The organism is Mycobacterium nebraskense, from assembly GCF_002102255.1.
Classification (GTDB): domain Bacteria; phylum Actinomycetota; class Actinomycetes; order Mycobacteriales; family Mycobacteriaceae; genus Mycobacterium; species Mycobacterium nebraskense.
The window spans coordinates 87,874-110,590 of the sequence record NZ_LQPH01000171.1; the positions used below are offsets into that span (position 1 = coordinate 87,874).

General features: G+C 65.7%; 25 protein-coding genes. 16 read left to right on the top strand and 9 right to left on the bottom strand.

Annotated features, from left to right (window positions below; translation table 11 throughout):
• The first annotated feature begins 2 nt into the window (after positions 1 to 2).
• From AWC17_RS26555 to AWC17_RS26580, 6 genes are all read left to right on the top strand, one after another.
• Entirely contained in the window at positions 3 to 1,016 is a 1,014-nt protein-coding gene (locus tag AWC17_RS26555; RefSeq protein ID WP_046183000.1) for an acyl-CoA dehydrogenase family protein, read from the top strand.
• Positions 1,007 to 2,170 (top strand): acyl-CoA dehydrogenase FadE29, encoded by a 1,164-nt coding sequence (gene fadE29 / locus AWC17_RS26560; RefSeq protein ID WP_047321928.1) that lies wholly within the window; start codon positions 1,007 to 1,009, stop codon positions 2,168 to 2,170. The genes AWC17_RS26555 and fadE29 overlap by 10 nt, the downstream gene beginning before the upstream one ends.
• Positions 2,167 to 3,129 (top strand): bifunctional MaoC family dehydratase N-terminal/OB-fold nucleic acid binding domain-containing protein, encoded by a 963-nt coding sequence (locus AWC17_RS26565; protein ID WP_046183002.1) that lies wholly within the window; start codon positions 2,167 to 2,169, stop codon positions 3,127 to 3,129. Before fadE29 ends, AWC17_RS26565 begins: the two co-directional genes overlap by 4 nt.
• Positions 3,126 to 3,527, top strand: coding sequence for a MaoC family dehydratase (locus tag AWC17_RS26570; protein ID WP_047321926.1), 402 nt, complete (start codon positions 3,126 to 3,128; stop codon positions 3,525 to 3,527). Before AWC17_RS26565 ends, AWC17_RS26570 begins: the two co-directional genes overlap by 4 nt.
• A complete protein-coding gene (locus AWC17_RS26575) occupies positions 3,527 to 4,696 on the top strand; it encodes a lipid-transfer protein (protein WP_047321925.1) in 1,170 nt (389 codons plus the stop codon). Before AWC17_RS26570 ends, AWC17_RS26575 begins: the two co-directional genes overlap by 1 nt.
• 133 nt (positions 4,697 to 4,829) lie before the next feature.
• Positions 4,830 to 5,675: a DUF559 domain-containing protein gene (locus AWC17_RS26580; protein ID WP_047321924.1), complete on the top strand. Its 846-nt coding sequence runs from the start codon at positions 4,830 to 4,832 to the stop codon at positions 5,673 to 5,675.
• Between the two features lie 58 nt (positions 5,676 to 5,733).
• Here AWC17_RS26580 and AWC17_RS26585 read toward each other — a convergent pair whose 3' ends face one another.
• Together AWC17_RS26585 and kstD are read right to left on the bottom strand one after the other, a co-directional pair.
• On the bottom strand, positions 5,734 to 6,594 hold the full coding sequence (locus AWC17_RS26585) for a MaoC/PaaZ C-terminal domain-containing protein (protein ID WP_047321923.1): 861 nt from the start codon (positions 6,592 to 6,594) through the stop codon (positions 5,734 to 5,736).
• Positions 6,594 to 8,276: a 3-oxosteroid 1-dehydrogenase gene (kstD, locus tag AWC17_RS26590; RefSeq protein ID WP_046183010.1), complete on the bottom strand. Its 1,683-nt coding sequence runs from the start codon at positions 8,274 to 8,276 to the stop codon at positions 6,594 to 6,596. Before kstD ends, AWC17_RS26585 begins: the two co-directional genes overlap by 1 nt.
• A gap of 72 nt (positions 8,277 to 8,348) precedes the next feature.
• Between kstD and AWC17_RS26595 the strand changes: the two genes are divergently transcribed.
• The 7 genes from AWC17_RS26595 (at position 8,349) to AWC17_RS26625 (ending at position 14,657) form a co-directional block, all read left to right on the top strand.
• Positions 8,349 to 9,134, top strand: coding sequence for a 2-keto-4-pentenoate hydratase (locus AWC17_RS26595; protein ID WP_046183006.1), 786 nt, complete (start codon positions 8,349 to 8,351; stop codon positions 9,132 to 9,134).
• A 51-nt stretch (positions 9,135 to 9,185) separates the two neighbouring features.
• Positions 9,186 to 10,106: an acetaldehyde dehydrogenase (acetylating) gene (locus tag AWC17_RS26600; RefSeq protein WP_047321922.1), complete on the top strand. Its 921-nt coding sequence runs from the start codon at positions 9,186 to 9,188 to the stop codon at positions 10,104 to 10,106.
• Positions 10,103 to 11,158, top strand: a complete 1,056-nt coding sequence (dmpG, locus tag AWC17_RS26605) for a 4-hydroxy-2-oxovalerate aldolase (RefSeq protein WP_047321921.1) — start codon at positions 10,103 to 10,105, stop codon at positions 11,156 to 11,158. The genes AWC17_RS26600 and dmpG overlap by 4 nt, the downstream gene beginning before the upstream one ends.
• Positions 11,159 to 11,211: 53 nt before the next feature.
• The gene (locus AWC17_RS26610; RefSeq protein WP_047321920.1) at positions 11,212 to 11,511 is read left to right on the top strand and encodes a hypothetical protein; all 300 of its coding nucleotides are present in this window, start codon (positions 11,212 to 11,214) and stop codon (positions 11,509 to 11,511) included.
• Positions 11,512 to 11,599: 88 nt separating this feature from the next.
• On the top strand, positions 11,600 to 12,727 hold the full coding sequence (locus tag AWC17_RS26615; RefSeq protein ID WP_047321919.1) for a hypothetical protein: 1,128 nt from the start codon (positions 11,600 to 11,602) through the stop codon (positions 12,725 to 12,727).
• A gap of 2 nt (positions 12,728 to 12,729) precedes the next feature.
• Entirely contained in the window at positions 12,730 to 13,512 is a 783-nt protein-coding gene (locus tag AWC17_RS26620) for an SDR family oxidoreductase (RefSeq protein ID WP_047321918.1), read from the top strand.
• Positions 13,512 to 14,657, top strand: coding sequence for a sulfotransferase family protein (locus AWC17_RS26625; RefSeq protein ID WP_047321917.1), 1,146 nt, complete (start codon positions 13,512 to 13,514; stop codon positions 14,655 to 14,657). The genes AWC17_RS26620 and AWC17_RS26625 overlap by 1 nt, the downstream gene beginning before the upstream one ends.
• A 10-nt stretch (positions 14,658 to 14,667) precedes the next feature.
• Here AWC17_RS26625 and AWC17_RS26630 read toward each other — a convergent pair whose 3' ends face one another.
• Positions 14,668 to 14,958 carry a DUF1330 domain-containing protein gene (locus AWC17_RS26630; protein ID WP_231614131.1) on the bottom strand — a complete coding sequence of 97 codons (291 nt, stop codon included), beginning with the start codon at positions 14,956 to 14,958 and terminating at the stop codon, positions 14,668 to 14,670.
• Between the two features lie 102 nt (positions 14,959 to 15,060).
• Between AWC17_RS26630 and AWC17_RS26635 the strand changes: the two genes are divergently transcribed.
• On the top strand, positions 15,061 to 15,633 hold the full coding sequence (locus AWC17_RS26635) for a TetR/AcrR family transcriptional regulator (protein ID WP_085165457.1): 573 nt from the start codon (positions 15,061 to 15,063) through the stop codon (positions 15,631 to 15,633).
• Between the two features lies 1 nt (position 15,634).
• On the opposite strand, the gene AWC17_RS26640 is transcribed toward AWC17_RS26635, so the two are convergent.
• On the bottom strand, positions 15,635 to 16,090 hold the full coding sequence (locus AWC17_RS26640) for a hypothetical protein (protein WP_046183811.1): 456 nt from the start codon (positions 16,088 to 16,090) through the stop codon (positions 15,635 to 15,637).
• Positions 16,091 to 16,094: 4 nt separating this feature from the next.
• Positions 16,095 to 17,249 (bottom strand): 3-ketosteroid-9-alpha-monooxygenase, oxygenase component, encoded by a 1,155-nt coding sequence (locus AWC17_RS26645; protein WP_047321915.1) that lies wholly within the window; start codon positions 17,247 to 17,249, stop codon positions 16,095 to 16,097.
• 126 nt (positions 17,250 to 17,375) lie between these two features.
• Here AWC17_RS26645 and AWC17_RS26650 point away from each other — a divergent pair, with 126 nt between their 5' ends.
• Positions 17,376 to 17,900, top strand: a complete 525-nt coding sequence (locus AWC17_RS26650) for a gamma carbonic anhydrase family protein (RefSeq protein WP_046183809.1) — start codon at positions 17,376 to 17,378, stop codon at positions 17,898 to 17,900.
• Here the strand turns inward: AWC17_RS26650 and AWC17_RS26655 are convergent.
• Genes AWC17_RS26655 through AWC17_RS26670 form a run of 4 tightly spaced genes read right to left on the bottom strand, consistent with a single transcriptional unit; the run spans position 17,897 to position 21,575 of the window.
• On the bottom strand, positions 17,897 to 18,304 hold the full coding sequence (locus AWC17_RS26655; RefSeq protein ID WP_046183808.1) for a nuclear transport factor 2 family protein: 408 nt from the start codon (positions 18,302 to 18,304) through the stop codon (positions 17,897 to 17,899). The two genes, AWC17_RS26650 and AWC17_RS26655, sit on opposite strands and share 4 nt — an antisense overlap.
• The gene (locus tag AWC17_RS26660) at positions 18,301 to 19,500 is read right to left on the bottom strand and encodes a thiolase domain-containing protein (RefSeq protein ID WP_046183807.1); all 1,200 of its coding nucleotides are present in this window, start codon (positions 19,498 to 19,500) and stop codon (positions 18,301 to 18,303) included. Before AWC17_RS26660 ends, AWC17_RS26655 begins: the two co-directional genes overlap by 4 nt.
• Positions 19,500 to 20,564, bottom strand: coding sequence for a thiolase domain-containing protein (locus AWC17_RS26665; RefSeq protein ID WP_047321914.1), 1,065 nt, complete (start codon positions 20,562 to 20,564; stop codon positions 19,500 to 19,502). Before AWC17_RS26665 ends, AWC17_RS26660 begins: the two co-directional genes overlap by 1 nt.
• 15 nt (positions 20,565 to 20,579) lie before the next feature.
• A complete protein-coding gene (locus tag AWC17_RS26670) occupies positions 20,580 to 21,575 on the bottom strand; it encodes a Zn-ribbon domain-containing OB-fold protein (protein WP_046183805.1) in 996 nt (331 codons plus the stop codon).
• Positions 21,576 to 21,651: 76 nt separating this feature from the next.
• Here AWC17_RS26670 and AWC17_RS26675 point away from each other — a divergent pair, with 76 nt between their 5' ends.
• A complete protein-coding gene (locus AWC17_RS26675; RefSeq protein ID WP_046183804.1) occupies positions 21,652 to 22,683 on the top strand; it encodes an LLM class F420-dependent oxidoreductase in 1,032 nt (343 codons plus the stop codon).
• Positions 22,684 to 22,717 lie beyond the last annotated feature (34 nt).

The following is a 22,717-nucleotide window of genomic DNA, read 5'->3' on the forward strand; positions in this document are numbered from 1 at the left end:
TGATGGACTTCAATCTCACTGCGACGCAACAGGCCGTCGCCGATGTGGCGACGTCAGTGCTGGATCGGGACCTCAGCTGGGACGCGTTGGTCGGCGGTGGCGTGACGGCGCTGCCGGTGCCCGAGCGGCTCGGCGGCGACGGCGTGGGACTGCCCGAGGTCGCCACGGTGCTCACCGAGGCGGGCCGCCACGGCGCCGTCACGCCGGCGCTGGCCACGCTCGGCTTCGGCGTGGTGCCGCTCCTCGACCTGGCGTCCGACGAACAGCAGGACCGATTCCTGGCTGGCGTCCCCAAGGGTGGCGTGCTGACGGCCGCGCTCAACGAGCCTGGCACCGCGCTGCCGGACCGGCCGTCGACCACCTTCACCAACGGGCGGTTGTCGGGCACCAAGGTCGGCGTTGGCTATGCCGGACAAGCGGATTGGATGATCGTCACGGCGGACAACGCGGTCGTCGTCGTGTCGCCGACGGCCGACGGTGTGCAGCTGGCCCAAACCCCGACATCCAACGACTCCGACGAGTACACGGTGACGTTCGCCGACGTCGTGGTCGGTGATTCCGATGTGCTGGCGGGCGCGACGGCTCCTCGGGTCAACCAGCTGGCACTGGCGGCCATCGGGGCCTACGCCGACGGGTTGGTGGCCGGGGCGCTGCGCCTCACCGCGGACTACGTGGCCAATCGCAAGCAGTTCGGCAAGCCGCTGTCGACGTTCCAAACCGTGGCCGCCCAGCTCGCAGAGGTCTACATCGCCTCGCGCACCATCGATTTGGCGGCGAAGTCGGTCGTTTGGCGACTGTCGGAAGGACGGGATGCCGACGACGACCTGGATGTGCTCGGCTACTGGATCACCTCGCAGGCGCCGCCGGTGATGCAACTCTGCCACCACCTGCACGGCGGCATGGGCATGGACATCACCTATCCGATGCACCGGTACTACTCCACGATCAAAGACCTGACCAGGCTGCTGGGCGGGCCTTCTCATCGTCTCGACCTGGTGGGAGCGCAATGTTCATAGACCTGACTCCGGAGCAGCGCCAGCTGCAAGCGGAACTGCGGGAATACTTTTCGAATCTGATCTCGTCCGACGAGATGAAGGCGATGGAGCAGGACCGTCACAACGAGGCCTATCGCGCGGTGATCCGGAGGATGGGTCGGGACGGCAAGCTCGGCGTCGGGTGGCCAAAAGAGTTCGGCGGCTTGGGGTTCGGGCCGATTGAGCAGTCGATCTTCGTCAACGAGGCGCATCGGGCCGACGTGCCGCTGCCCGCGGTGACGTTACAGACGGTCGGCCCCGTGCTGCAGCAGTTCGGCAGCGAGGCGCAAAAGAAGAGGTTTCTGCCGGCGATCCTGGCCGGCGAAGTGCACTTCGCGATTGGCTACACCGAGCCCGAGGCGGGTACCGACCTGGCTTCGCTACGGACCACCGCGGTGCGTCAGGGCGACGAGTACATCGTCAACGGACAGAAGATCTTCACCACCGGTGCCCATGACGCGGACTACATCTGGCTGGCCTGCCGCACGGACCCCGAAGCCGTAAAGCACAAAGGCATTTCGATCCTGATCGTCGACACCAAGGATCCCGGCTACTCCTGGACGCCGATCATTTTGTCCGATGGCGCCCACCACACCAACGCCACCTACTACAACGACGTGCGGGTACCCGCCGACATGTTGGTCGGCGAGGAGAACGGCGGGTGGCGGCTGATCACCACCCAGCTCAACAACGAACGGGTCATGCTGGGCCCCGCGGGCCGTACTGCCGGTATCTACGACCGGGTGCACGCCTGGGCGTCCAAGCCCGGTGGTGACGGGGTCACGCCGATCGACCACGCCGACGTCAAGCGGGCACTGGGTGAGATCCATGCGATGTGGCGGATCAACGAGCTGCTGAACTGGCAGGTGGCCGCGGCGGGCGAAGACATCAACGTGGCGGATGCCGCGTCAACGAAAGTCTTTGGTACGGAGCGAATTCAGTACATCGGACGGCTCGCCGAGGAGATCGTCGGCAAGTACGGCAACCCGGCCGAGTCGGAAACCGCCGACCTGCTCAACTGGCTGGACTCGCAGACCAAGCGAAACCTGGTGATCACCTTCGGCGGAGGCGTAAACGAAGTCATGCGAGAGATGATCGCGGCCGCCGGCCTCAAAGTGCCGAGGGTGCCCCGGTGACCGACATTCAAGAAGCGATCGCGGAGATCAAAGCGGCCGGCGGCCCCAAGCCGCGCGCCGGCCGCGACCCGGTGAACCAGCCGATGATCAACAACTGGGTGGAGGCCATCGGCGACCGCAACCCCATCTACGTCGACGAGGCAGCCGCCCGCGCCGTCGGACATCCGGGAATTGTCGCCCCGCCGGCCATGATTCAGGTGTGGACGATGTTCGGCCTGGGCGGGGAACGCCCGAAGGACGATCCGATGGGGCCCATCATGCAGTTGTTCGACGACGCCGGCTACATCGGCGTCGTCGCCACCAACTGCGAACAGACCTATCACCGCTACCTGCAGCCTGGCGAGCAGGTCAGCATCACCTCGGAGATGGGTGATGTGGTCGGACCCAAACAGACCGGACTCGGAGAGGGCTGGTTCATCAACCAGCACATCATCTGGCGGGTCGGGGACGAGGACGTCGCCGAGATGAACTGGCGCATCCTCAAATTCAAGCCGCGTGAGTCCTCTGGGCAGGCGTCTTCGGTGCCCGCGGACCTGGATCCCGACGCCATGATGCGTCCCGCGTCGTCGCGCGACACGGCATTCTTCTGGGAGGGTGTCAAGGCGCACGAGCTGAGGATCCAGCGGCGGCCCGACGGCAGCCTGCAGCATCCGCCGGTGCCGGCGGTGTGGCAGGACCCGAAAAAGGAGGTCGCCCCGTCCGATTATCTCGTGGCAAGCGGCAAAGGCAAGGTGTTCAGTTTCGTTGTGCACCATGCGCCGAAGGTGCCGGGCCGCACGCTGCCATTCGTGATCGCGCTGGTGGAACTCGACGAGGGCGTGCGGATGCTGGGCGAGCTGCGGGGCGCCGACCCCGGCAAGGTGAAGATCGGAATGCCGGTGCGCGCAACCTATATCGACTTCCCCGCGGGCGACAGCGGCCCGGAGTGGAGCCTCTACGCCTGGGAGCCCGAGGCATGAGCGCACCCGCTATCGAAGTGGGCACTGTATTGCCAGAGCTCAAGCTGCACGGTGATCCCACATTCATCATCTCGACGGCTCTGGCCACGCGGGACTTTCAGGACGTCCATCACGACCGCGATCTGGCGCAGGCCAAGGGGTCGAAGGACATCTTCGTCAACATCCTCACCGACACCGGGCTGGTGCAGCGCTACGTCACCGACTGGGCGGGCCCATCGGCGCTGATCAAGTCCATCGGGCTGCGGCTCGGCGTGCCGTGGTACGCCTACGACACGGTGACCTTCTCGGGTGAGGTGATCGCCGTGGAAGACGGCCTGATCACGGTGAAGGTGTTCGGCCGCAACAGCCTTGGCGACCACGTCATCGCGACCGTGACGCTGACGATGGGGGATTCCTGATGTTGTCGGGTAAAGCTGCGATCGTCGGAATTGGCGCCACCGACTTCTCGAAGGATTCCGGCCGGAGCGAGCTGCGGTTGGCGGCCGAGGCGGTGTTGGATGCGTTGGACGATGCTGGTCTGAGCCCGGCCGATGTCGATGGGCTGACCACGTTCACGATGGACACCAACAACGAGACCGCGGTGGCGCGTGCGGTCGGTATCGGTGACCTGAAGTTCTTCTCGCAGATCGGTTACGGCGGTGGCGCGGCGTGCGCGACCGTCCAGCAGGCCGCGATCGCCGTCGCCACCGGGGTCGCTGACGTCGTGGTGGCGTACCGGGCGTTCAACGAGCGGTCGGGCATGCGGTTCGGGCAGGTGCAGACTCGACTCGTGGGAGACGCCCGCGCACAGGCTGATTCGACCGCGGCGGACAATTCGTTCTCCTACCCGCATGGCCTCTCCACACCGGCCGCCCAGGTCGCGATGATCGCCCAGCGGTACATGCATCTGTCCGGCGCAACCAGCCGCGACTTCGGCATCATCTCGGTGGCCGACCGCAAGCACGCCGCCAGAAATCCGAGGGCGTACTTCTACGAGAAGCCGATAACCATTGAGGATCACCAGAACTCGCGGTGGATCGCCGAACCATTGCGGCTGCTGGACTGCTGCCAGGAGACCGACGGCGCGGTTGCGATCGTGGTGACCTCGCCCGAGCGCGCGCGGGACCTCAAGCAGCGGCCGGCCGTCATCGAGGCGGCATCGCAGGGCTCGAGCCCCGACCAGTACACGATGGTCAGCTATTACCGACCGGAACTGGGCCTGCCCGAGATGGGCGTGGTGGGGCAGCAGCTGTGGCAGCAATCCGGTCTGCAGCCGTCCGACATTCAGACCGCCATCCTGTACGACCACTTCACACCCTTCACGCTGATTCAGTTGGAGGAGTTGGGATTCTGCGGTAAGGGCGAGGCCAAGGACTTCATCGCCGACGGTGCGATCGAAATTGGTGGCCGGCTCCCCATCAACACGCATGGCGGCCAGCTTGGTGAGGCCTACATCCACGGAATGAACGGCATCGCCGAGGGTGTGCGGCAGTTGCGCGGGACCTCGGTGAACCCGGTCCCCGACGTCGAGCACGTCCTCGTCACCGCGGGCACCGGCGTGCCCACGTCGGGCCTCATCCTCGGCTAGCCTCCATCTCTCTGACCACGCCGAGCGTCACGCTAGCGTGGCTGTGGTCGCCGAGCGTCACGCTGGGGTGACGCTGTGGATGGTTGCCGTGTGCTGACGTGACGCTTGCCGTGAGACGTGGAACCCTGCCGTCATGGCGGAGCCATTCATCGGCAGCGAGGCGGTCGCGAACGGTGATGTCGTTAAGAGCGCCCTGCGAAGCCGGTACACCAGGTTATTTCGCGACGTGTATGTCTGCTCTGGCACTGAATTGACTCCGCTTGTTCGCGCGCGAGCGGGTTGGCTGTGGTCGCGACGACAAGGGATTGTTGCGGGCCTATCGGCCTCCGCACTGCATGGTGCGCATTGGATTGACGCCGCTGCGCCTTTGGAGATAATCCACAGCAACAGAAACCCATCGCCAGGTCTGCGAGTGCGCGGTGATCGCATCGAATGTGACGAGTTCAGCCTGATCGACGGCATACCGGTCACGACGCCAACCCGGACGGTCCTTGACTTGGGTTGCTGGTATCCGATGGACAATGCGGTGGCGGCAATGGACGCCCTGATGGGGGCGGCAGACGTTAAGGTGGCCGACGTTGAAATGCTGGCGCAGCGGTATCCGGCCCGACGCGGGATCCGGCGAGCGCGGAGTGCCTTGGGGCTGGCGGATGCCGGAGCGCAGTCACCGAAAGAGACATGGCTACGGCTACTGCTCATCCGGGCTCGTTTGCCGCGACCACGGACGCAGATCGCAGTCAGTGACGAGTTCGGCGATTTGGTCGCCTATCTCGATATGGGTTGGGAGGACGTAAAAGTCGCGGTGGAGTACGACGGCGAGCAACACCGCACCGACCGCAGACAATACACATGGGATATCCGTCGCAGCGAAATGCTGGAGCGCCTAGGTTGGATGGTTATCCGGGTGGTTGCCGGCGACCGGCCATTCGACATCGTTCGACGCGTAGGGGCCGCACTAGCCCGCCGAGCGTCACGCTAGCGTCACGCTCGCTGCCTAGCGCCACGCTAGCGTGACGCTCGGTGCAAAGCCAAAAACCCTAGGCCGGGATGAGCTCGACGCCGGAGAGCACCACCGCGTTGTCGCGCGAGGGCGCGACAACGCTGGCCAGTAGCCGCCCGTCTTCCTTCCAGATGCCGACATTGAGTGTCTCGCCGGGGAACGCCACACCGGCAAAGCGTGCGCCGTAGGCGGCCACCGCTGCGGCGTCACCGTCCAGCAGCGTGTCGACGATGGCCTTGCACGTCATGCCATACGTGCATAAACCGTGCAGGATGGGCTGCGAAAAGCCCGCGGCCGCAGCGAATTCCGGGTCGGAGTGCAGCGGGTTGCGGTCCCCGCAGAGCCGGTACAGCAGTGCCTGCTGCGGCAGGATCGGCACCGCGACCTCTACATCGGGCGCCCGGTCCGGCGCCGCGTCCGACGTCGATGGGCCACGCTCGCCACCGAATCCGCCTTCGCCGCGGGCGAAGATGGACCGCCGCTGCGTCCACAGCAGCGTGCCGTGGGGCGCACTGACCGTTGTCTCGCTCCAGATCACCGCGGCCTTGCCCTTGTCCCAGATGTCGGTGAACCGGGTGACGGCGCGGGCGGACCCCGAAGGCGGCAGCGGCCCGGGAACCTCCACTCGCTCGCTGGCGTGCAGCACCTTGCCCAGCTCGATGTCGATGCCGGGGAACTGCACGGTCGGCGGCTTGGTCATGTGGAAGGAGGCCGCCACGTTGCCGAACGTCGGCAGGACCTGCGGTGTGTCGTCAACGAGGTAGCGCAGTTCGCGCGGGTCCATCGGATCCTTGCCGGCCCCCAACGCCAGGTGGTAGAGCTGCACATCGCTGCTCGTCCAAGAGAATTCAATGGGGTCCAGTTCGGCGGCCAACGCAACGTCTACATCAATGGGCATTAGTGTTCCCCCGCAATGTGCAGTGCGGCCAAGTAGCCGAAGGTCATCGCCGGGCCAATGGTGCCGCCCGGGCCCGGATAGGTGTGGCCCATCACCGGGGCGCTGACATTGCCCGCGGCGTAAAGGCCTTCGATGATTGTGCCGTCGTCCCGCAGCGCGCGGCCGTGGACGTCGGTGCGGACACCGCCCTTGGTGCCCAGGTCGCCCGGCACCATCTTGGCGGCGTAGTACGGCGCGTGCGTGAGCTCGCCGAGGTTGGGGTTGGGCTTGTTGGTCGGGTCACCGTAATAGCGGTCGTAGGCGCTCTCGCCGCGGTGGTAGTCCTCGTCGACACCCGACCTGGCAAAGCCGTTGAAGCGCGCCACCGTTGCGGCGAACTCGGCAACCGGAAGGCCGGCTCTCTGGGCCAGTTCCTCGAGGGTGTCGGCCTGGATGATGACGCCGGACTCCAGCCACTTGCGGGGAATGCGTTGTCCCGGCTGCAATCCCGCGAAGATGTAGCGGTCCCGGTATTGCTGGTCGAACACCAGCCACGCCGGAATGTTCTCGCCCGGTCCCGGTCCCTGGCCGAATTCCCCGCCGTACATGTGGTGGCAGGCTTCGACGTAGGGCATCGATTCGTTCATGAAACGTTTGCCCGACATGTTGACGATGATCGATCCTGGCGAGTTGCGTTCCGACAACGCGAACCAGGGTGCACCCACCAGCGGCACGGTCGGCCCCCACCAGGCGTCTTCCATCAGTTCCAGTGCGGCGCCGAGCTTTTCGGCGGCGACGATGCCGTCGCCGGTGTTGGCCTTGGCGCCGACGGTCCACTCCGTGGTGATCGGCGCGCGCTGATACTTCACCCGCATCTGCTCGTTGTGCTCGAAACCGCCTGAGGCGAGGATCACCCCGCGCCGAGCCCGGATCAGCCGCGGCTCGGATGACTCCGATGCACCGGTGTCGCGAACGTAAACTCCGCGCACCACACCGTCCTCGACGTACAGATCGGTCAGCGCGGTGTTGAGCAACACCGGAACCCCAGCCCGCTGCAGCCCGATTCGCAGCGGACCGATCAACGCCCGGCCCATGCCGACGAGGTTCTTACCGGTCGCCTTCGCCCACATCGTGCGGCCGCCGACCTTCAGGCTGCGCAGCACGCCCCGTGGGTGCCGCTTCAGCTGGTTCAGCCGCACGTAGTCCTGTTGCATCACAACGACGTTGAGTGGCACCTTGCCGTATGCCGGTTCCAGGCCGGGCATGTCGGCGCCCAGCTTGCGCGCGTCGAACGGCTTCGGCTCGATCGAGCGGCCCTCCGCGCGGCCGCCCGGCGCTTCGGGGTAGTAGTCCGAGTACCGCGGAACCCAGCACATCTTCAGCGGGGTGTGCTTCAGCACGAACGACAGCATCTCGGGTCCGCGGTCGAGGTAGGCGTCGATGCGTTCCGGCTCGACGATGTTGCCGATGATGCCGTGCAGGTAGGTCCGGGCCGCCTCGGGGTTGTCTCGGACGCCGTCACGCTTGAGCACCTCGTTGTTGGGGATCCAGACGCCCCCACCGGACCGTGCGGTCGAGCCGCCAAAATGCGCAGCCTTCTCGATGACTACTGTGGAAAGGCCCCGGTGAGCGGCGGTAAGGGCAGCCACCATGCCGGCTCCGCCGCTCCCGACCACGACGACGTCGAGCTCCTGTGCTGTCATGTAGAACACGTTATAGAATTGCCCGGGTCGGCCGCTACTGGGCCGGTCACACGAACGAGGGGACTTCTGCAGATGCTCAGTGTTGCGACACGAGACGAGCTAGCTGCCGACCTGGCGCAGGCCGAGCGGAGTCGCCTGCCGATCGCTCCGCTGACCGCCGCCCACCCGGACATCGACGTCGTCGATGCGTACGAGATCCAGTTGATCAACATCCGTCAGCGGGTCGCCGAGGGGGCCCGGGTGCTGGGCCACAAGGTGGGCCTGTCGTCGAAGGCGATCCAACAGATGATGGGGGTCGACGAGCCGGACTACGGGCATTTGCTCGACGAGATGCAATTGTTCGAAGACACCCCGGTGAAGGCGAGCCGCTACCTGTGGCCGAGGGTCGAGGTCGAGGTCGGTTTCATTTTGAACGCCGACCTGCCGGGAGCCGACTGCACCGAGGACGACGTGCTGGCGGCCACCGAGGCACTGGTCCCGTCGATCGAGTTGATCGATACCCGGATCACGGACTGGAAGATCGAGCTGTGCGACACCATCGCCGACAACGCCTCGTCGGCGGGCTTCGTTCTGGGTAAGGCCCGCGTCTCACCGGGCGATATCGACGTCAAGGCGATCGACGCCGTCCTCAGCTGCAACGGTGAGGTTGTCGCCAAGGGTCGGACCGATGCGGTGCTGGGCAACCCGGTCACCGCGGTGGCCTGGCTGGCCCGCAAGGTGGAGGGCTTCGGCGTACGGTTACGCAAAGGCGACGTGGTACTTCCCGGCTCGTGCACGCGAGCGATCGACGCGCACGCCGGCGACCAGTTTGTGGCCGACTTCACGGGCCTGGGTTCTGTTCATTTGTCGTTCGAATAGTCTCGAATTAAATCGTCGGACTTAAAATCGAGAGCTTCGCAAAGGAGCGTCATGCCGGCTAAGGCGAGTGTGGCCATTGTCGGGTCGGGAAATATCAGTACTGACCTGCTCTACAAACTGTTGCGGTCGGACTGGCTGGAGCCGCGCTGGATGGTGGGCATCGACCCGGACAGTGAGGGTTTGGCGCGGGCCCGCAAGTTGGGGTTGGAGACGACGCACGAAGGGGTCGATTGGCTGCTGGCCCAGTCGGAGAAGCCTGATCTGGTGTTCGAGGCGACGAGTGCTTATGTGCATCGGGACGCGGCGCCGAAGTATGCGGCCGCGGGCATCCGCGCCATCGATTTGACCCCGGCCGCGGTGGGCCCGGCGGTGATTCCGCCGGCGAACCTGCGCCAGCACCTGGATGCGCCGAACGTCAACATGATCACCTGCGGGGGACAGGCGACGATTCCCATCGTGTACGCGGTGTCGCGGGTTGTTGAGGTGCCCTACGCCGAGATCGTCGCCTCGGTGGCGTCGGTGTCGGCGGGGCCGGGCACCCGGGCCAATATCGATGAGTTCACCAAGACCACCAGCAGGGGGGTGGAAACAATCGGCGGCGCCACGCGCGGCAAGGCGATCATCATCCTGAACCCGGCCGACCCGCCGATGATCATGCGCGACACCATCTTTTGCGCGATCCCCGAGGACGCCGACCGGGACGCGATCGCGAAGTCGATCCACGATGTGGTGGCCGAGGTGCAGACCTATGTGCCGGGATATCGGCTGCTCAACGAGCCACAGTTCGACGAGCCGTCGCTGAACTCCGGTGGGCAGGCGGTGGTCACCACGTTCGTCGAGGTCGAGGGCGCCGGCGATTACCTGCCCCCGTATGCGGGCAACCTGGACATCATGACCGCCGCGGCGACCAAGGTCGGCGAGGAAATCGCGAAGGAATCTCTATCCGCGACGGCGGGAGGCATACAGGCATGAGTACCGACATCTTCTTCAATCCGGTCTGGGACGTGCGGATGACCGACACGTCGTTGCGGGACGGCTCGCATCACAAGCGCCACCAATTCACCAAAGACGAGGTGGGTGCCATCGTGGCCGCGCTGGACGCCGCGGGGGTGCCGGTCATCGAGGTCACCCACGGGGACGGGCTGGGCGGGTCGAGCTTCAACTACGGGTTCTCCAAGACTCCGGAGCAGGAGCTGATCAAGCTGGCCGCGCAGACAGCCAAAGAGGCCAAGATCGCGTTTTTGATGCTGCCCGGGGTGGGCACCAAAGAGGACATCAAGGAAGCCCAGAACAACGGCGGGTCGATCTGCCGGATCGCCACCCACTGCACCGAGGCCGACGTGTCCATCCAGCACTTCGGCCTGGCCCGCGAACTCGGCTTGGAGACCGTGGGGTTCCTGATGATGTCGCACACGATTTCCCCCGAGAAGCTGGCCGCGCAGGCCCGCATCATGGCCGATGCGGGATGCCAGTGCGTCTACGTGGTCGACTCGGCCGGCGCGCTCGTGCTCGAAGGGGTGCGCGACCGGGTGGCCGCGCTGGTCGCCGAGCTCGGCGACGACGCCCAGGTGGGCTTCCACGGGCACGAGAACCTCGGCCTGGGGGTGGCCAACTCGGTGGAGGCGGTGCGGGCGGGTGCCAAGCAGATCGACGGCTCGTGTCGCCGGTTCGGCGCCGGAGCGGGCAACGCACCCGTCGAGGCGCTCATCGGGGTGTTCGACAAGATCGGGGTCAAGACCGGCATCGATTTCTTCGACATCGCTGATGCCGCCGAAGAGGTGGTCGCCCCGGTGATGCCCGCCGAGTGCCTGCTGGACCGTAACGCCCTGATCATGGGGTACTCCGGGGTGTACTCGAGCTTCCTCAAACACGCCATCCGCCAATCCGAGCGCTACGGCGTGCCCGCCCACCAACTACTGCACCGCGCCGGACAACGCAAACTCATCGGCGGCCAAGAAGACCAACTCATCGACATCGCCCTGGAAATCAAGCGCGAGCAAGAAAGCGGCGCCCCCGCCAAGTAGCTGGCAGCCGCGCGCACAGGCCACACAAAGGTGCTGCGAGTAATCTGTCGCGCATGACCGTGACATCCAGGAAATCTCGAGGCCGCGGACTGTACGGCGTGCTCGCCGGAGGTTTGCTGGCTGTTACCGCCGCGATGACGATCGCGCTGCCGGCGGCCAGCGCGGCTCCCCAGTGTGATCAGACCGTGGGTAGTTCCATCGACTCGTACCTGAAGCGGCATCCCGACCTCCACCAGCAGCTGCAGGCCAAGTCTCAGGCTGAGGGCGGCAACGGCAACGTGATGGATTACCTGAATCGGCATCCGGACGTGCGGCAGCATCTGATCGACCTGTCGCAGCAGTGCGCACCCTAGTGAATCGGCCTCGTCGTTGAACGACGCGGCCGACGCGCGGGAACGTTCGCCATTGACGAAAAAGTAGAACACGTTCTAGCGTCTATGCGTGTTCTCTGATCCCCTCACCTCCGCGATCGTCGAAGCCGAGAAACTGGTCGCCGACGCGCCCTTCATCGAGACCGAAGCCGACCTGCTGGAAGGGCTGCAGTATCTGGCGGGCTGTGTTTCGGCTTGCATACACCTGGCCTTCGATTACGACCGCGACCACCCGTTCCTGCAGTCGGGAACCGGGCCGTTCACCAAGATGGGCCTGGACAACCCCGACACCCTGTACTTCGGTACCCGGGTGCACGCCAATCACGACTACGTCGTGACCGGCCGGCGCGGCACCACGACCGACCTGAGCTTCCAGCTACTCGGTGGTGAATACACCGACGACAACGTGCCGGCCAGCCAGGCCGCGTTCGACGACCGAGAGCTCGAGATCGCCGCCGACGGCAGCTTCGAGTGGCGGGTGCGGCCCACCAGCCCCGGGCAATTGGTCATCCGCGAGGTCTACGGCGACTGGTCGGCGCAGCGCGGCACGCTGGCCATTTCCCGCCTGGACACCGCGGGCACCGCCCCGCCTCCGCTGACCCGCGAGATCATCGAAAAGCGTTATGCCACGGCCGGAAAGCAGCTTGTCAACCGGGTGAAGACCTGGCTGCAGTTTCCCCAGTGGTTCTATCTCGACCTGCCGGTCAACACCATGGTCGCGCCCCGGTTGACGCCGGGCGGCCTGGCGACCCAGTATTCATCGGTCGGCCACTACGACCTGCGACCCGATCAGGCGCTGGTGATCACCATCCCGGTCTCCGACGCGCCCTACCTCGGTTTCCAGCTGGGCAGCCTGTGGTACATCTCGCTGGACTACATCAATCACCAGACTTCGCTGAACAACACTCAGGCGCAAGCCGATCCGGACGGCAAGGTGCGCATCGTCGTTGCCGACCAGAACCCCGGAGTGACCAACTGGGTGGAGACGCTGGGGCATCGGCGAGGCTTCTTGCAGTTCCGCTGGCAGCGGGTGTCCCGTCAACTCACCGACGCGGACGGCCCCACCGTGGAGCTGGTCGACTTCGATGCCATCCCGGCCACGTTGCCGTACTTCGAACACAATAAGATCTCCGACGACGAATGGCGTGCACGAATCACGCTGCGCCAACAACAAATTGCGGCCAGGATGCTGGGGTGACGATGTCAGGCTTGCTCAATGAAAAGGTCGTCGTCATCAGCGGCGTCGGACCGGGGCTCGGTACCACCCTGGCGCACCGGTGCTCCCAGGATGGCGCCGACCTGGTGCTGGCGGCGCGGACCGTGGAACGGCTGGAAAGCGTCGCCAAACAGGTCAACGACACCGGGCACAAGGCGTTGGCGGTGCGTGCCGACATCACCGACGACGACGAGGTGAACTACCTCGTCGAGACCACCATGGCGACCTACGGCAAGGTGGACGTGCTGATCAACAACGCGTTTCGGGTGCCGTCCATGAAGCCGTTGGCCGGTACCAGCTTTCAGCACATCCGTGACGCGATCGAGCTCAGTGCGCTCGGCGCGCTGCGGCTCATCCAGGCTTTCACGCCGGCGCTGGAGAAGTCGCACGGATCGATTGTCAACGTCAACTCCATGGTGCTGCGACACTCACAGGCCAAATACGGCGCCTACAAGATGGCCAAGTCGGCGCTGCTGTCCATGTCGCAGTCGCTGGCCACCGAGCTGGGCGAGAAGGGCATCCGCGTCAATTCCGTTGCCCCCGGATATATCTGGGGCGACACCCTGCAGGCGTACTTCGAACATCAGGCGGGCAAGTACGGCACCACGGTGGATCAGATCTACGCGGCCACCGCAGCGAACTCCGACCTGAGGCGCTTGCCCACCGAAGACGAGGTGGCCTCGGCGATCCTATTCCTGGCCAGCGACCTGTCCAGCGGCATCACCGGGCAGACCCTGGACGTCAACTGCGGGGAGTACCACAACTGATGTCCGACCGCACCGATATCGGCACCGTCGAAGAATTGCACGCATCGGCCACCAAGCTGACCGGGCTCGACGACTTCGGGGCCAACGACGACAACTATCTCGAAGCGCTGGAGGTGCTGCTGGACTCCTACCGGCGTGAAGCCGGCCTGACGGTGTTGGGCAGCAAGATGAACCGGTTCTTCCTGCGCGGCGCGCTGGTGGCCAGGTTGCTGTCCGAGGCTTCGTGGAAGCAGTACCCGCAGCACGCCGACGTCGTGATCGAGCGCCCGATCTTCGTCACCGGCCTGGTGCGCACCGGCACCACCGCGTTACACCGGCTGCTGGGCGCCGATCCCGCGCATCAGGGCTTGCACATGTGGCTGGCCGAGTTCCCGCAGCCGCGTCCGCCACGCGAAACCTGGGAGTCGCATCCCCTTTATCGTCAGCTCGACGCGCAATTCAACCAGCACCACCAGGACAACCCCGGCTACACCGGTCTGCATTTCATGGCCGCATACGAACTCGAGGAATGTTGGCAGCTGCTTCGGCAGTCGCTGCATTCGGTGTCCTATGAGACGTTGGCACACCTCCCCACTTACGCGCAGTGGCTGTCCGAACAGGATTGGACGCCGTCCTACCAACGGCACCGCAAAAACCTCCAGCTAATCGGACTCAATGACGCCGAAAAGCGTTGGGTGCTCAAGAATCCCAGCCATCTTTTTGCGTTGGACGCCTTGATGGCGACCTATCCGGACGCGCTGGTGATCCAGACCCATCGGCCAGTCGAGACGATCATGGCTTCGATGTGCTCGCTGGCCCAGCACACCGCCGAGGGATGGTCCACGGCGTTCGACGGGGCTCAGATCGGTGCAGACGCGATGGACACCTGGTCGCGCGGGCTGGAGCGCTTCAACACCGCCCGTGCCAAATACTCGCCGGCCCAGTTCTTCGACGTCGACTACAAGGACCTGATTGCCGACCCGATCGGCACGGTCGCCGACGTCTACCGGCACTTCGGTTTGACGCTGACCGACGAGGCGCGAGCGGCGATGGAACAGGCGCACGCCGACAGCCAGTCCGGCGAGCGCGCGCCGAAACACCGTTACTCGCTGGCCGATTACGGGCTGACCGTCGAAACCGTTAAGGAGCGCTTCGCCGGGCTGTGACGCGACTGGATCAGCCGTCGATCCGCCGCGGTCCTAACCACACACCGTCCGGAGGCCCGAACGCGCCCGCCCGCTCGCGCGCGGCGGCGAGGGCCGGCGAGGACGCGAACTGCCTTGCAGCATCGATGTTTTCCATTTCCATGACGACGATGACGGTGTTGGGGTCGTCGCCGTCGATGTAGGTCCCCGTTACCACCAGGCTGTGCCGGCGTCGAATCGCGTCGAGTTCCGGGTCGCGAAACACCGTGTTCCATTGGTCGACGCTGGCGACTCGCTGTTTGACAAGCATGACTCCGGTCATGAAAATCTCCGTTCACTATGTCTACATGTGTAGACATAGTGTCCAGCCTAGCGCGGCTGCGGTGGGCATGTCTACAGTTGTAGACCACGCGAAAGGAGCGACATGAACGCCGTGCCGCCGCGGCGCCGCGACGCCGGCGCCACCAAAACCCGCCTGCTGGAAGCGGCTCCCGAACTCTTTCTGGCCAGGGGGTATAGCGCCATCGGTCTGCGCGAGGTGGCGTCGAAAGCCGGCGTGGATGTCACTTTGGTTCGCCGCTATTTCGGCTCCAAGGAACGGCTTTTCGCGGAAGCAACGGATGTTTCGGAGAACGTGCAGGAGATCCTGGGCGCTGCAGACGACGCGCTGGGGGAGCGGTTGATTGCCCGCGTCCTGGACGCCCGCCGCGACGTCGACGCCCCGTTGTTCGCGCTGCTGCGGTCCAGCGGCGACCCCGCGGTGGTAACGCGACTCAACGCGCAGCTCGAGGAGGGGCTTACCCGCAACCTGGCGAAGCGGATAACGGCGGACCGGGCCAGAATCCGCGCGGACATGGTCACGGCCCTGCTGCTGGGCATCGGCGTGCAGCGCGTCCTGCTCCAGAAGAAGCCGATGGTTAGCGCTCGGGAAGGTGACATCGCGGCGGTATTCCTCGAGGCGTTCGAGGCGATAACCAAACTGCCCCAAGGGCAGTGAATCAGTCAGCGTCCGGGTCGCCGGGCTCGCCCAGATAGCCCTCCGCGACCGCATGCTCGATGCTGTCGCTCAGTTTGGGGCACGACCGGGTGCGTGCCGTATCACCACCGGAGTTGCGCACCTCCGTGAAGTGCGCGCAGCGCTGCCATGCTTCGGTGTTCCATTGCACGGCGGTATGGCCCGGGCCCAGCCGCCGGACGGTGACCGTGACGTGGCAGAACCGGCAGTCCACCGGCAGCAGCCCCGAGCTGAGGTAGCGCTCCCGGTCGGCGCGGCTGGCTTCGGCGACGGCGGCCGCGCGTTGCGGATCGTTGGTGAAATCCCTTGACTTTGACCAGGATCCCGAGCCGCCGTTGCGCGCGGGCGCGTCGTCGTGATCGTGATGGTCACCGTGCAGCATCAGCATCGACCGGGCGAGCCGGTCGACGTCTGGGACCGCCGGTTGATCGTGGGTCATGCCGTCAGTGTTGCTCTGCCGGCATTTCGTCGTTGGCGCCCTTCAGGTTCTCTTCGACCTCGGCGTTCCAGTACTCGTTGGCGCGCGTGGTGTCCACCTCGATCTCGAAGCGTTCCACCATTTCCGGCTGGATGTCGGCAACGTCGACATAGAACTGCTGATACCAGCGGCGCAGTTGATAGACGGCGCCGTCCTCCTCGACCAGCAGCGGATTGTCGATGCGGGTCTTGTGCTTCCAGATCTCGACGTCCTGCAGGAAGCCCTTGCTGACGCCTTCGGTGAACACCCGCGACAGCTTGTCGGTCATCGCTTCGTCCATGCCCTTGGGCTTTTCGACGATGACGCCCCACTGGAGGACGAACGAGTTCTGGGTCACCGGGTAATGGCAGTTGATCAGGATCGACTCGGCCTTATAGCCGCCGTAGCTGTTGTGCAGCCAGTTGATCATGAACGACGGCCCGAAGTAGGACGCCTCCGAGTCAAGGTGCGCCTCGCCATAGGAGGTGCCCAGGTCGCTGACGTCCGGCCGGCCCACGTTGTGCAGGTACTGCGAGGCGATGTGGCCCTCGAAAACGTTCTTGAAGTACGTCGGCAAACCGAAATGGATGTAGAAGAAGTGCGCCATGTCGGTGACGTTGTCGATGATGTCGCGGCAGTTCGACCCCTCGATGAGGATGCGGTTCCACCGCCATTCGGTCCACTCGTCGCTGGCCGCTTCCGGGATGTCGGGAATCCGGACCGCGGGATCCGGCGGATTCTGTTCATGGTCGTGCCAGACGAACAGCAGGCCGCCGCGCACATCGGTCGTCCACGAGCGGGTGCGCGCCGTCTTGGGTGTGCGCTTGGCGTACGGCACCAGCTTGCAGCGGCCATCACCGCCCCAGCGCCAGTCGTGGAACGGGCAGGCCACCTCGTCGCCCTTGATGGTGCCCTCCGACAGGTCGCCACCCATGTGCCGGCAATAGCCGTCCAGCACCTTCAGGTCCCCGTGCGAGTCGGCGAAAACCACCAGCTTGGTACCGAACGCCTCGACCGAGTGCGGCTTACCGTCCTGGAAGTCCTTCGCGACGCCCAGGCAATGCCAGCCCCGGGCGTACCTTGTCGGCAATGCGCCGGGATCGATCTCCCGGATGCCGACCGCCTTGGTGTCGGTACTCACCTGTCACCTCCAACTCACTGGCCCTCTAACTAGAACACGTTACAGTTTTGCGGCGGTGGCGCGCAATGATGGCGAGTCTGGCTGGGCTTTCCCGCGACGCGTGCGCGCTCAGGGTATATCTAGACGATGCCGCTGTTCGCTTTCGAGGGTCGGGCGCCGCGAGTCGATCCCACCGCATTTGTGGCCCCGACCGCCACCCTGATCGGCGATGTTGTCGTCGAGGCCGGTGCATCGGTGTGGTTCAACACCGTGCTGCGCGGCGATTACGGGCCCATCGTGGTGCGCGAGGGCGCCAACGTGCAGGACGGGTCCGTGCTGCACGCGCCACCCGGCATCCCGGTCGACATCGGCCCGGGCGCCACCGTGGCGCACATGTGCTGCATTCACGGGGCGCACGTCGGATCCGAGGCCCTGATCGCCAACCACGCCACCGTTCTCGACGGCGCCGTGGTCGGCGCGCGCAGCCTGATCGCGGCGCACTCGCTGGTGACGGCCGGCACCCAGATTCCGGCCGGCATGCTGGCGGTCGGCGCGCCGGCACAGATCAAGGGCCCGGTCGCCGGAACAGGCGCGGAAATGTGGATCAAGGTGAATCCGCAGGCCTACCGCGAACTGGCTCAGCGGCACCTGGCCGGGCTCGAGCCGCTCTAGACCTTCCGGGCCGACGCGGCCGCGCGGTCCATCTCCCAATACGCACGCAGCGCGGTCAGCTTGCCCTCGTCGTTGGCCTTATAGGTGAAGACGCCTTCCGCGGTCACCTGGAAGTCGCCATGGGTGATGAGGATGTGCCCGACGTTGGCTTCCTCGTTGCCGCACTGGTAGGTGTCGCGGAAGACGAACTCGATCCTGGTGGTGGGGGCGATGGCCTTGTCCCAGAAGGCCGAGATCGCGTCGCGGCCACGGTGTCCCTTGCCTTCCGGGTCGAAGGCCGACGGCCCGATCGGGTCCTCCACGATGGCGTCGTCGGCGAACACCGCCAGCCACGCTTCTTTGTCCCTGGCTATGACCGCCTCGCGGGAGCGCCGGCCGGCCTCGTGCGCGGGATGCTCGCTCACGCGCCGACTTTTTCAGGCGTGGGCTTGTCCGCGCCGACCACCCACATGGAGTAGTACTGCGAGCCGCCGCCGTAGGCGTGCCCCAAGGCCTTGCGCGCGTTGGGAACCTGGTGATCTCCGCCCTTGCCCATCACCTGAATCGCCGCCTCGGCGAACCGAATCAGGCCCGAGGCGCCGATCGGGTTCGACGACAGCACACCGCCCGACGGATTGACCGGCAGCCGCCCGCCGATCGCCGTCTCGCCGGCTTCGGTGAGTTTCCAGCCCTCGCCCTCGGCGGCGAATCCCAGGTTTTCCAACCACATCGGCTCGAACCACGAGAATGGCACGTAGATTTCCGCGGCGTCGATCTCGTCGATCGGGCTCTTGATGCCGGCCGCCTTCCACAGCGCGGCGGCCGCGTCGCGCCCGGCCTGTGGGCTGACCTGGTCGCGACCCGAGAACTGCAGCGGCTCGGTGCGCAGCGCGGTCGCATGGATCCACGCCACCGGTTGTCCTTGCGCCAGACGGGCTTCGGCGGCCTCCTCGTTGCCGATCACGACCGCGGCGGCACCGTCGGAGGACGGGCAGGTCTCGTCGTACCGGATCGGGTCCCACAGCATCGGCGACTCCATCACCTTTTCAACGGTGATGTCGGGCTGATGCAGGTGAGCCAGCGGGTTGCGGGCGCCGTTGAGCCGGTCCTTGACCGCGACGATGGCACCGATGTTCAACGGTGCGCCCGAGCGGCGGATGTACGACCGCACGTGCGGGGCGAAATACCCACCCGCGCCCGCGCCCACCGGTTTGATGAAGGGGATCGGAATCGACAACGCCCACATCGCGTTTGACTCCGACTGCTTCTCCCAGGCCATCGCCAGCACCCGCCGATATTTACCGGATTGCACGAGGCTCGCGGCCACCACCGCGGTGGATCCGCCGACCGAACCCGCGGTGTGCACCCGGATCAGCGGCTTGCCGGTGGCGCCCATGGCGTCGGCCATGAACAGCTCCGGCATCATGACGCCCTCGAAGAAGTCCGGGGCCTTGCCGACCACGACGGCATCGATGTCATCGAATGTCGAACCGGAGTCTTCCAGTGCACGGTCGATCGCCTCGCGCACCAAGCCGTTCATCGAAACGTCCTTGCGCTTGGCTACATACTTGGTCTGCCCGGTACCCAGTACCGCGGCGAGGTTTGGTCCTGCACCGGCCATCAGATCTTTCCTTCCATGACCGCGACCAGGTTCTGTTGCAGCGCGGGCCCGCTGGTGGCATGCGCGAGGACCCGCTCGGCGGACCCGTTCCAGATGTGTTGCGCCGCAAAGCCGATGCGCTCGAGCCCGGCGACGAACATGGGGTTGGCGGCCAGCGCGCCGCCGGACGGATTGACTTTGGTTTGCCCCGGTATCCGGATGGCCTCCGCGATGATCAGGTGCTGGTGGGTGAAGGGCGCGCAAATCTCTGCCACATCGAGGTTGTCGGTCCTGCCTCCCGTTGCCGCTTTGGCCGCCGCCCTAGTCGACGCGGAGTCGGTGAGATCGCGCGCGCCCAGCGACGGGGTTTCGATGCGGTGCTCGATTCCCGTGATCCAGGCGGGGTTTGCGCGCAACTCGCGCGCCCGGTCGCCGGCCGCGAGCACAATGGCGGCGGCGCCGTCGGTGATGGGCGCGATGTCGTGGCGCCGCAGCGGCTCGGCGAAGAACGGCCTTTCGAGCAATTCCGCGACGCTGATGGCCGGCTCCACGGAGTCCACCCGGCGGGCATTCTCGAAGGAGTCGAACGCGACGCGCGCCATGTGCTCTTCGGTCCACTTATCTGTGTCGAGCCCGATGCGGGCTTGCAGCCCCGCCATCGACACCGAGTCCGGCCACAGCGGCGCGACGGTGTAGGGGTCGGTCTGCCGCGACAGGATCTGCCGCAGAATCCCGGCCGAGGACTTGCCGAAGCCGTACACCAGCGCGGTGTCGACCTCGCCGGTCAGGATCTTGATGTAGGCCTCGTAGAGGGCCCACGCCGCGTCCATCTCGACGTGCGATTCGTTGATCGGCGGAACGGCACCGATCGAGTCGATCGCCGAGATGAACGAAAACGCCCGACCGGCAAGGTAATCGGACGACCCCGAGCACCAGAAGCCGATATCGGCCTTGGTGATTCCGAGGTCCTCGTAGAGTTCGGCGAAGCACGGCATCAACATCTCGACGCCGTTGGTGGTGCCGTCGGTGCGGCGGACGTGTGGGGCGTGGGCGAAGCCGACAACCGCAACGTTGCGAGCGCTCATTTACAGGTATGCCCTTTACAGGTGGTGCTTGTAGGTGTCGTATTCGGCGTCGGGTTCCCCTGTCGGCCGGAAGTACTCGATGTTGTCGATGCCAAAGCCCCACTCCTCGCGGGGTTTCCACACCGCCTCCACCCGCATGCCCATCCGCACCTCGTGCGCGTCGATGTCGGCGACCAGGTGCAGGAACGGGATGTCGGCCCCGTCGAGCAGCACGTAGGCCGCCACGTAGGGCGGTTTGATGCGCTGGCCCTGGAACGGGATGTTGATGATCGCGAACGTCGTGACCGTGCCCTTGTCGGGCAGCTCGACGAACTCGGTGGTGGGCTGGCCGGTCGCCGGGTCCGCGCCGTGCGGCGGGAAGTAGACCTTGCCGTTTTTGCCGGTGCGCGCGCCCAGTAGTTTGCCCTGCGCGATGGCGCGCAGGTAGGCGCTTTCCTCGTGGGAGGCGGTGTGCTGGATCGTCAGCGAGATCGGCGTGACGATCATGGTCACCGGGTCTTGTTCGCCCGCCGCATGTTCGGACACGGGTTCGGCTTCCCCGCCGAGCGCGAAGTAGGCGATGTCGGTGATGGCGCCGACCGGCTCGTCGGCCCAGTGCACGTGCACCCGCGAGCCGGTTTTGATGGCGCCGGGGCTGCCGGCGTCCACGGCGTGCATCAGTGGGGTGTCCGCGCCGTCGAGCTTGATCAGCGCCCAGGCGAACGGCCGGTCCAGCGGCTGACCCTCCAGCGGTTCGGGTTGCCACGTCCAGGAAACGACCGTGCCGACGCTCGACACCGGTACCATCTCGCCCAGCGGCTCGTAGGTAACCGGGTCATATTCCGCCGGTGGTACGTACACCCGGCCATCCGATCCGCGCACCCCCAGGACGTGGCGCTCACGCAGTGCGGTGAAGAATTTGCTTAGCGTGGGGCCGACCGAACGGGTGTAGTCGAAAGACAACGTCAGTGGCGCGGAGAGCGGTGGCTCATGGTGATCCGTCAAGGTCGGGCTGCTCGAGCTGGCTGTCACGCCATCGAGTAGAACAGGTTCTAAGAACGGTTTCAAATTTTTTGGTATCGGGACGGCCTCGGAAGGGTCAGTGACTATGAAGCTGGGGTTGCAGCTCGGGTATTGGGGCGCTCAGCCGCCTGAGAATCACGCGGAGCTCGTCGCGGCGGCCGAGGAAACCGGATTCGACGCCGTGTTCACGGCCGAGGCGTGGGGGTCCGACGCCTACACGCCGCTGGCCTGGTTGGGATCGTCGACGCACCGGCTCCGGCTCGGGACCTCGGTGATCCAGCTGTCCGCGCGCACCCCGACAGCGACCGCGATGGCCGCGCTGACGCTCGACCACCTGTCCGGGGGCCGGCACATCCTTGGGCTCGGCGTCTCCGGCCCGCAGGTAGTCGAGGGCTGGTACGGTCGGCCGTTCCCCAAGCCGCTGGCCCGCACTCGTGAGTACATCGACATCATGCGGCAGGTGTGGGCCCGGGAGAAGCCGGTGACCAGCGACGGTCCGCACTATCCGCTGCCGTTGACGGGCGAGGGCACGACCGGCCTGGGCAAGCCGCTCAAGCCCATCACCCACCCGTTGCGTCCCGACATCCCGATCATGCTGGGGGCCGAGGGGCCGAAGAATGTGGCGCTGGCCGCCGAGATTTGCGACGGCTGGCTGCCCATCTTCTACACGCCGCGGATGGCGGATACCTACAACGAATGGCTCGACGAAGGGTTCGCGCGGCCAGGGGCGCGGCGCAGCCGCAAGGACTTCGAGATCTGCGCGACCGCGAACATCGTCATCACCGACGACCGCGCTGCAGCCTTCGCGGGCATGAAGCCCTATCTGGCCCTCTACATGGGCGGGATGGGCGCCGAGGACACCAATTTCCACGCCGACGTGTACCGCCGGATGGGCTACGGCGACGTGGTCGACGACGTGACCAAGCTGTTCCGCAGCAACCAGAAGGACAAGGCCGCGACGATCATCCCCGACGAGGTGGTCGACGACGCCGCGATCGTCGGCGATATCAACTACGTCCGTGAGCAGGTCAAGGTCTGGGAGGCCGCGGGTGTGACCATGATGGTGGTCAACGGACGCAATGAGGCGCAGATCAGGGAGCTCGCCACGCTAATCTGACCCGGTATTGCCCAACGAATAGAACACGTTCTAG

Coding starts and splice junctions, on each gene's coding strand:
- AWC17_RS26600 (WP_047321922.1), top strand. CDS start 9,186: ATGCCGGCTAAGGCGAGTGTGGCCATTGTCGGGTCGGGAAATATCAGT.
- dmpG (WP_047321921.1), top strand. CDS start 10,103: ATGAGTACCGACATCTTCTTCAATCCGGTCTGGGACGTGCGGATGACC.
- AWC17_RS26570 (WP_047321926.1), top strand. CDS start 3,126: ATGAGCGCACCCGCTATCGAAGTGGGCACTGTATTGCCAGAGCTCAAG.
- AWC17_RS26580 (WP_047321924.1), top strand. CDS start 4,830: ATGGCGGAGCCATTCATCGGCAGCGAGGCGGTCGCGAACGGTGATGTC.
- AWC17_RS26585 (WP_047321923.1), bottom strand. CDS start 6,594: ATGCCCATTGATGTAGACGTTGCGTTGGCCGCCGAACTGGACCCCATT.
- kstD (WP_046183010.1), bottom strand. CDS start 8,276: ATGACAGCACAGGAGCTCGACGTCGTCGTGGTCGGGAGCGGCGGAGCC.
- AWC17_RS26555 (WP_046183000.1), top strand. CDS start 3: ATGGACTTCAATCTCACTGCGACGCAACAGGCCGTCGCCGATGTGGCG.
- fadE29 (WP_047321928.1), top strand. CDS start 1,007: ATGTTCATAGACCTGACTCCGGAGCAGCGCCAGCTGCAAGCGGAACTG.
- AWC17_RS26650 (WP_046183809.1), top strand. CDS start 17,376: ATGCCGCTGTTCGCTTTCGAGGGTCGGGCGCCGCGAGTCGATCCCACC.
- AWC17_RS26595 (WP_046183006.1), top strand. CDS start 8,349: ATGCTCAGTGTTGCGACACGAGACGAGCTAGCTGCCGACCTGGCGCAG.
- AWC17_RS26675 (WP_046183804.1), top strand. CDS start 21,652: ATGAAGCTGGGGTTGCAGCTCGGGTATTGGGGCGCTCAGCCGCCTGAG.
- AWC17_RS26660 (WP_046183807.1), bottom strand. CDS start 19,500: ATGGCCGGTGCAGGACCAAACCTCGCCGCGGTACTGGGTACCGGGCAG.
- AWC17_RS26620 (WP_047321918.1), top strand. CDS start 12,730: ATGTCAGGCTTGCTCAATGAAAAGGTCGTCGTCATCAGCGGCGTCGGA.
- AWC17_RS26665 (WP_047321914.1), bottom strand. CDS start 20,564: ATGAGCGCTCGCAACGTTGCGGTTGTCGGCTTCGCCCACGCCCCACAC.
- AWC17_RS26575 (WP_047321925.1), top strand. CDS start 3,527: ATGTTGTCGGGTAAAGCTGCGATCGTCGGAATTGGCGCCACCGACTTC.
- AWC17_RS26630 (WP_231614131.1), bottom strand. CDS start 14,958: ATGACCGGAGTCATGCTTGTCAAACAGCGAGTCGCCAGCGTCGACCAA.
- AWC17_RS26635 (WP_085165457.1), top strand. CDS start 15,061: ATGAACGCCGTGCCGCCGCGGCGCCGCGACGCCGGCGCCACCAAAACC.
- AWC17_RS26640 (WP_046183811.1), bottom strand. CDS start 16,090: ATGACCCACGATCAACCGGCGGTCCCAGACGTCGACCGGCTCGCCCGG.
- AWC17_RS26625 (WP_047321917.1), top strand. CDS start 13,512: ATGTCCGACCGCACCGATATCGGCACCGTCGAAGAATTGCACGCATCG.
- AWC17_RS26610 (WP_047321920.1), top strand. CDS start 11,212: ATGACCGTGACATCCAGGAAATCTCGAGGCCGCGGACTGTACGGCGTG.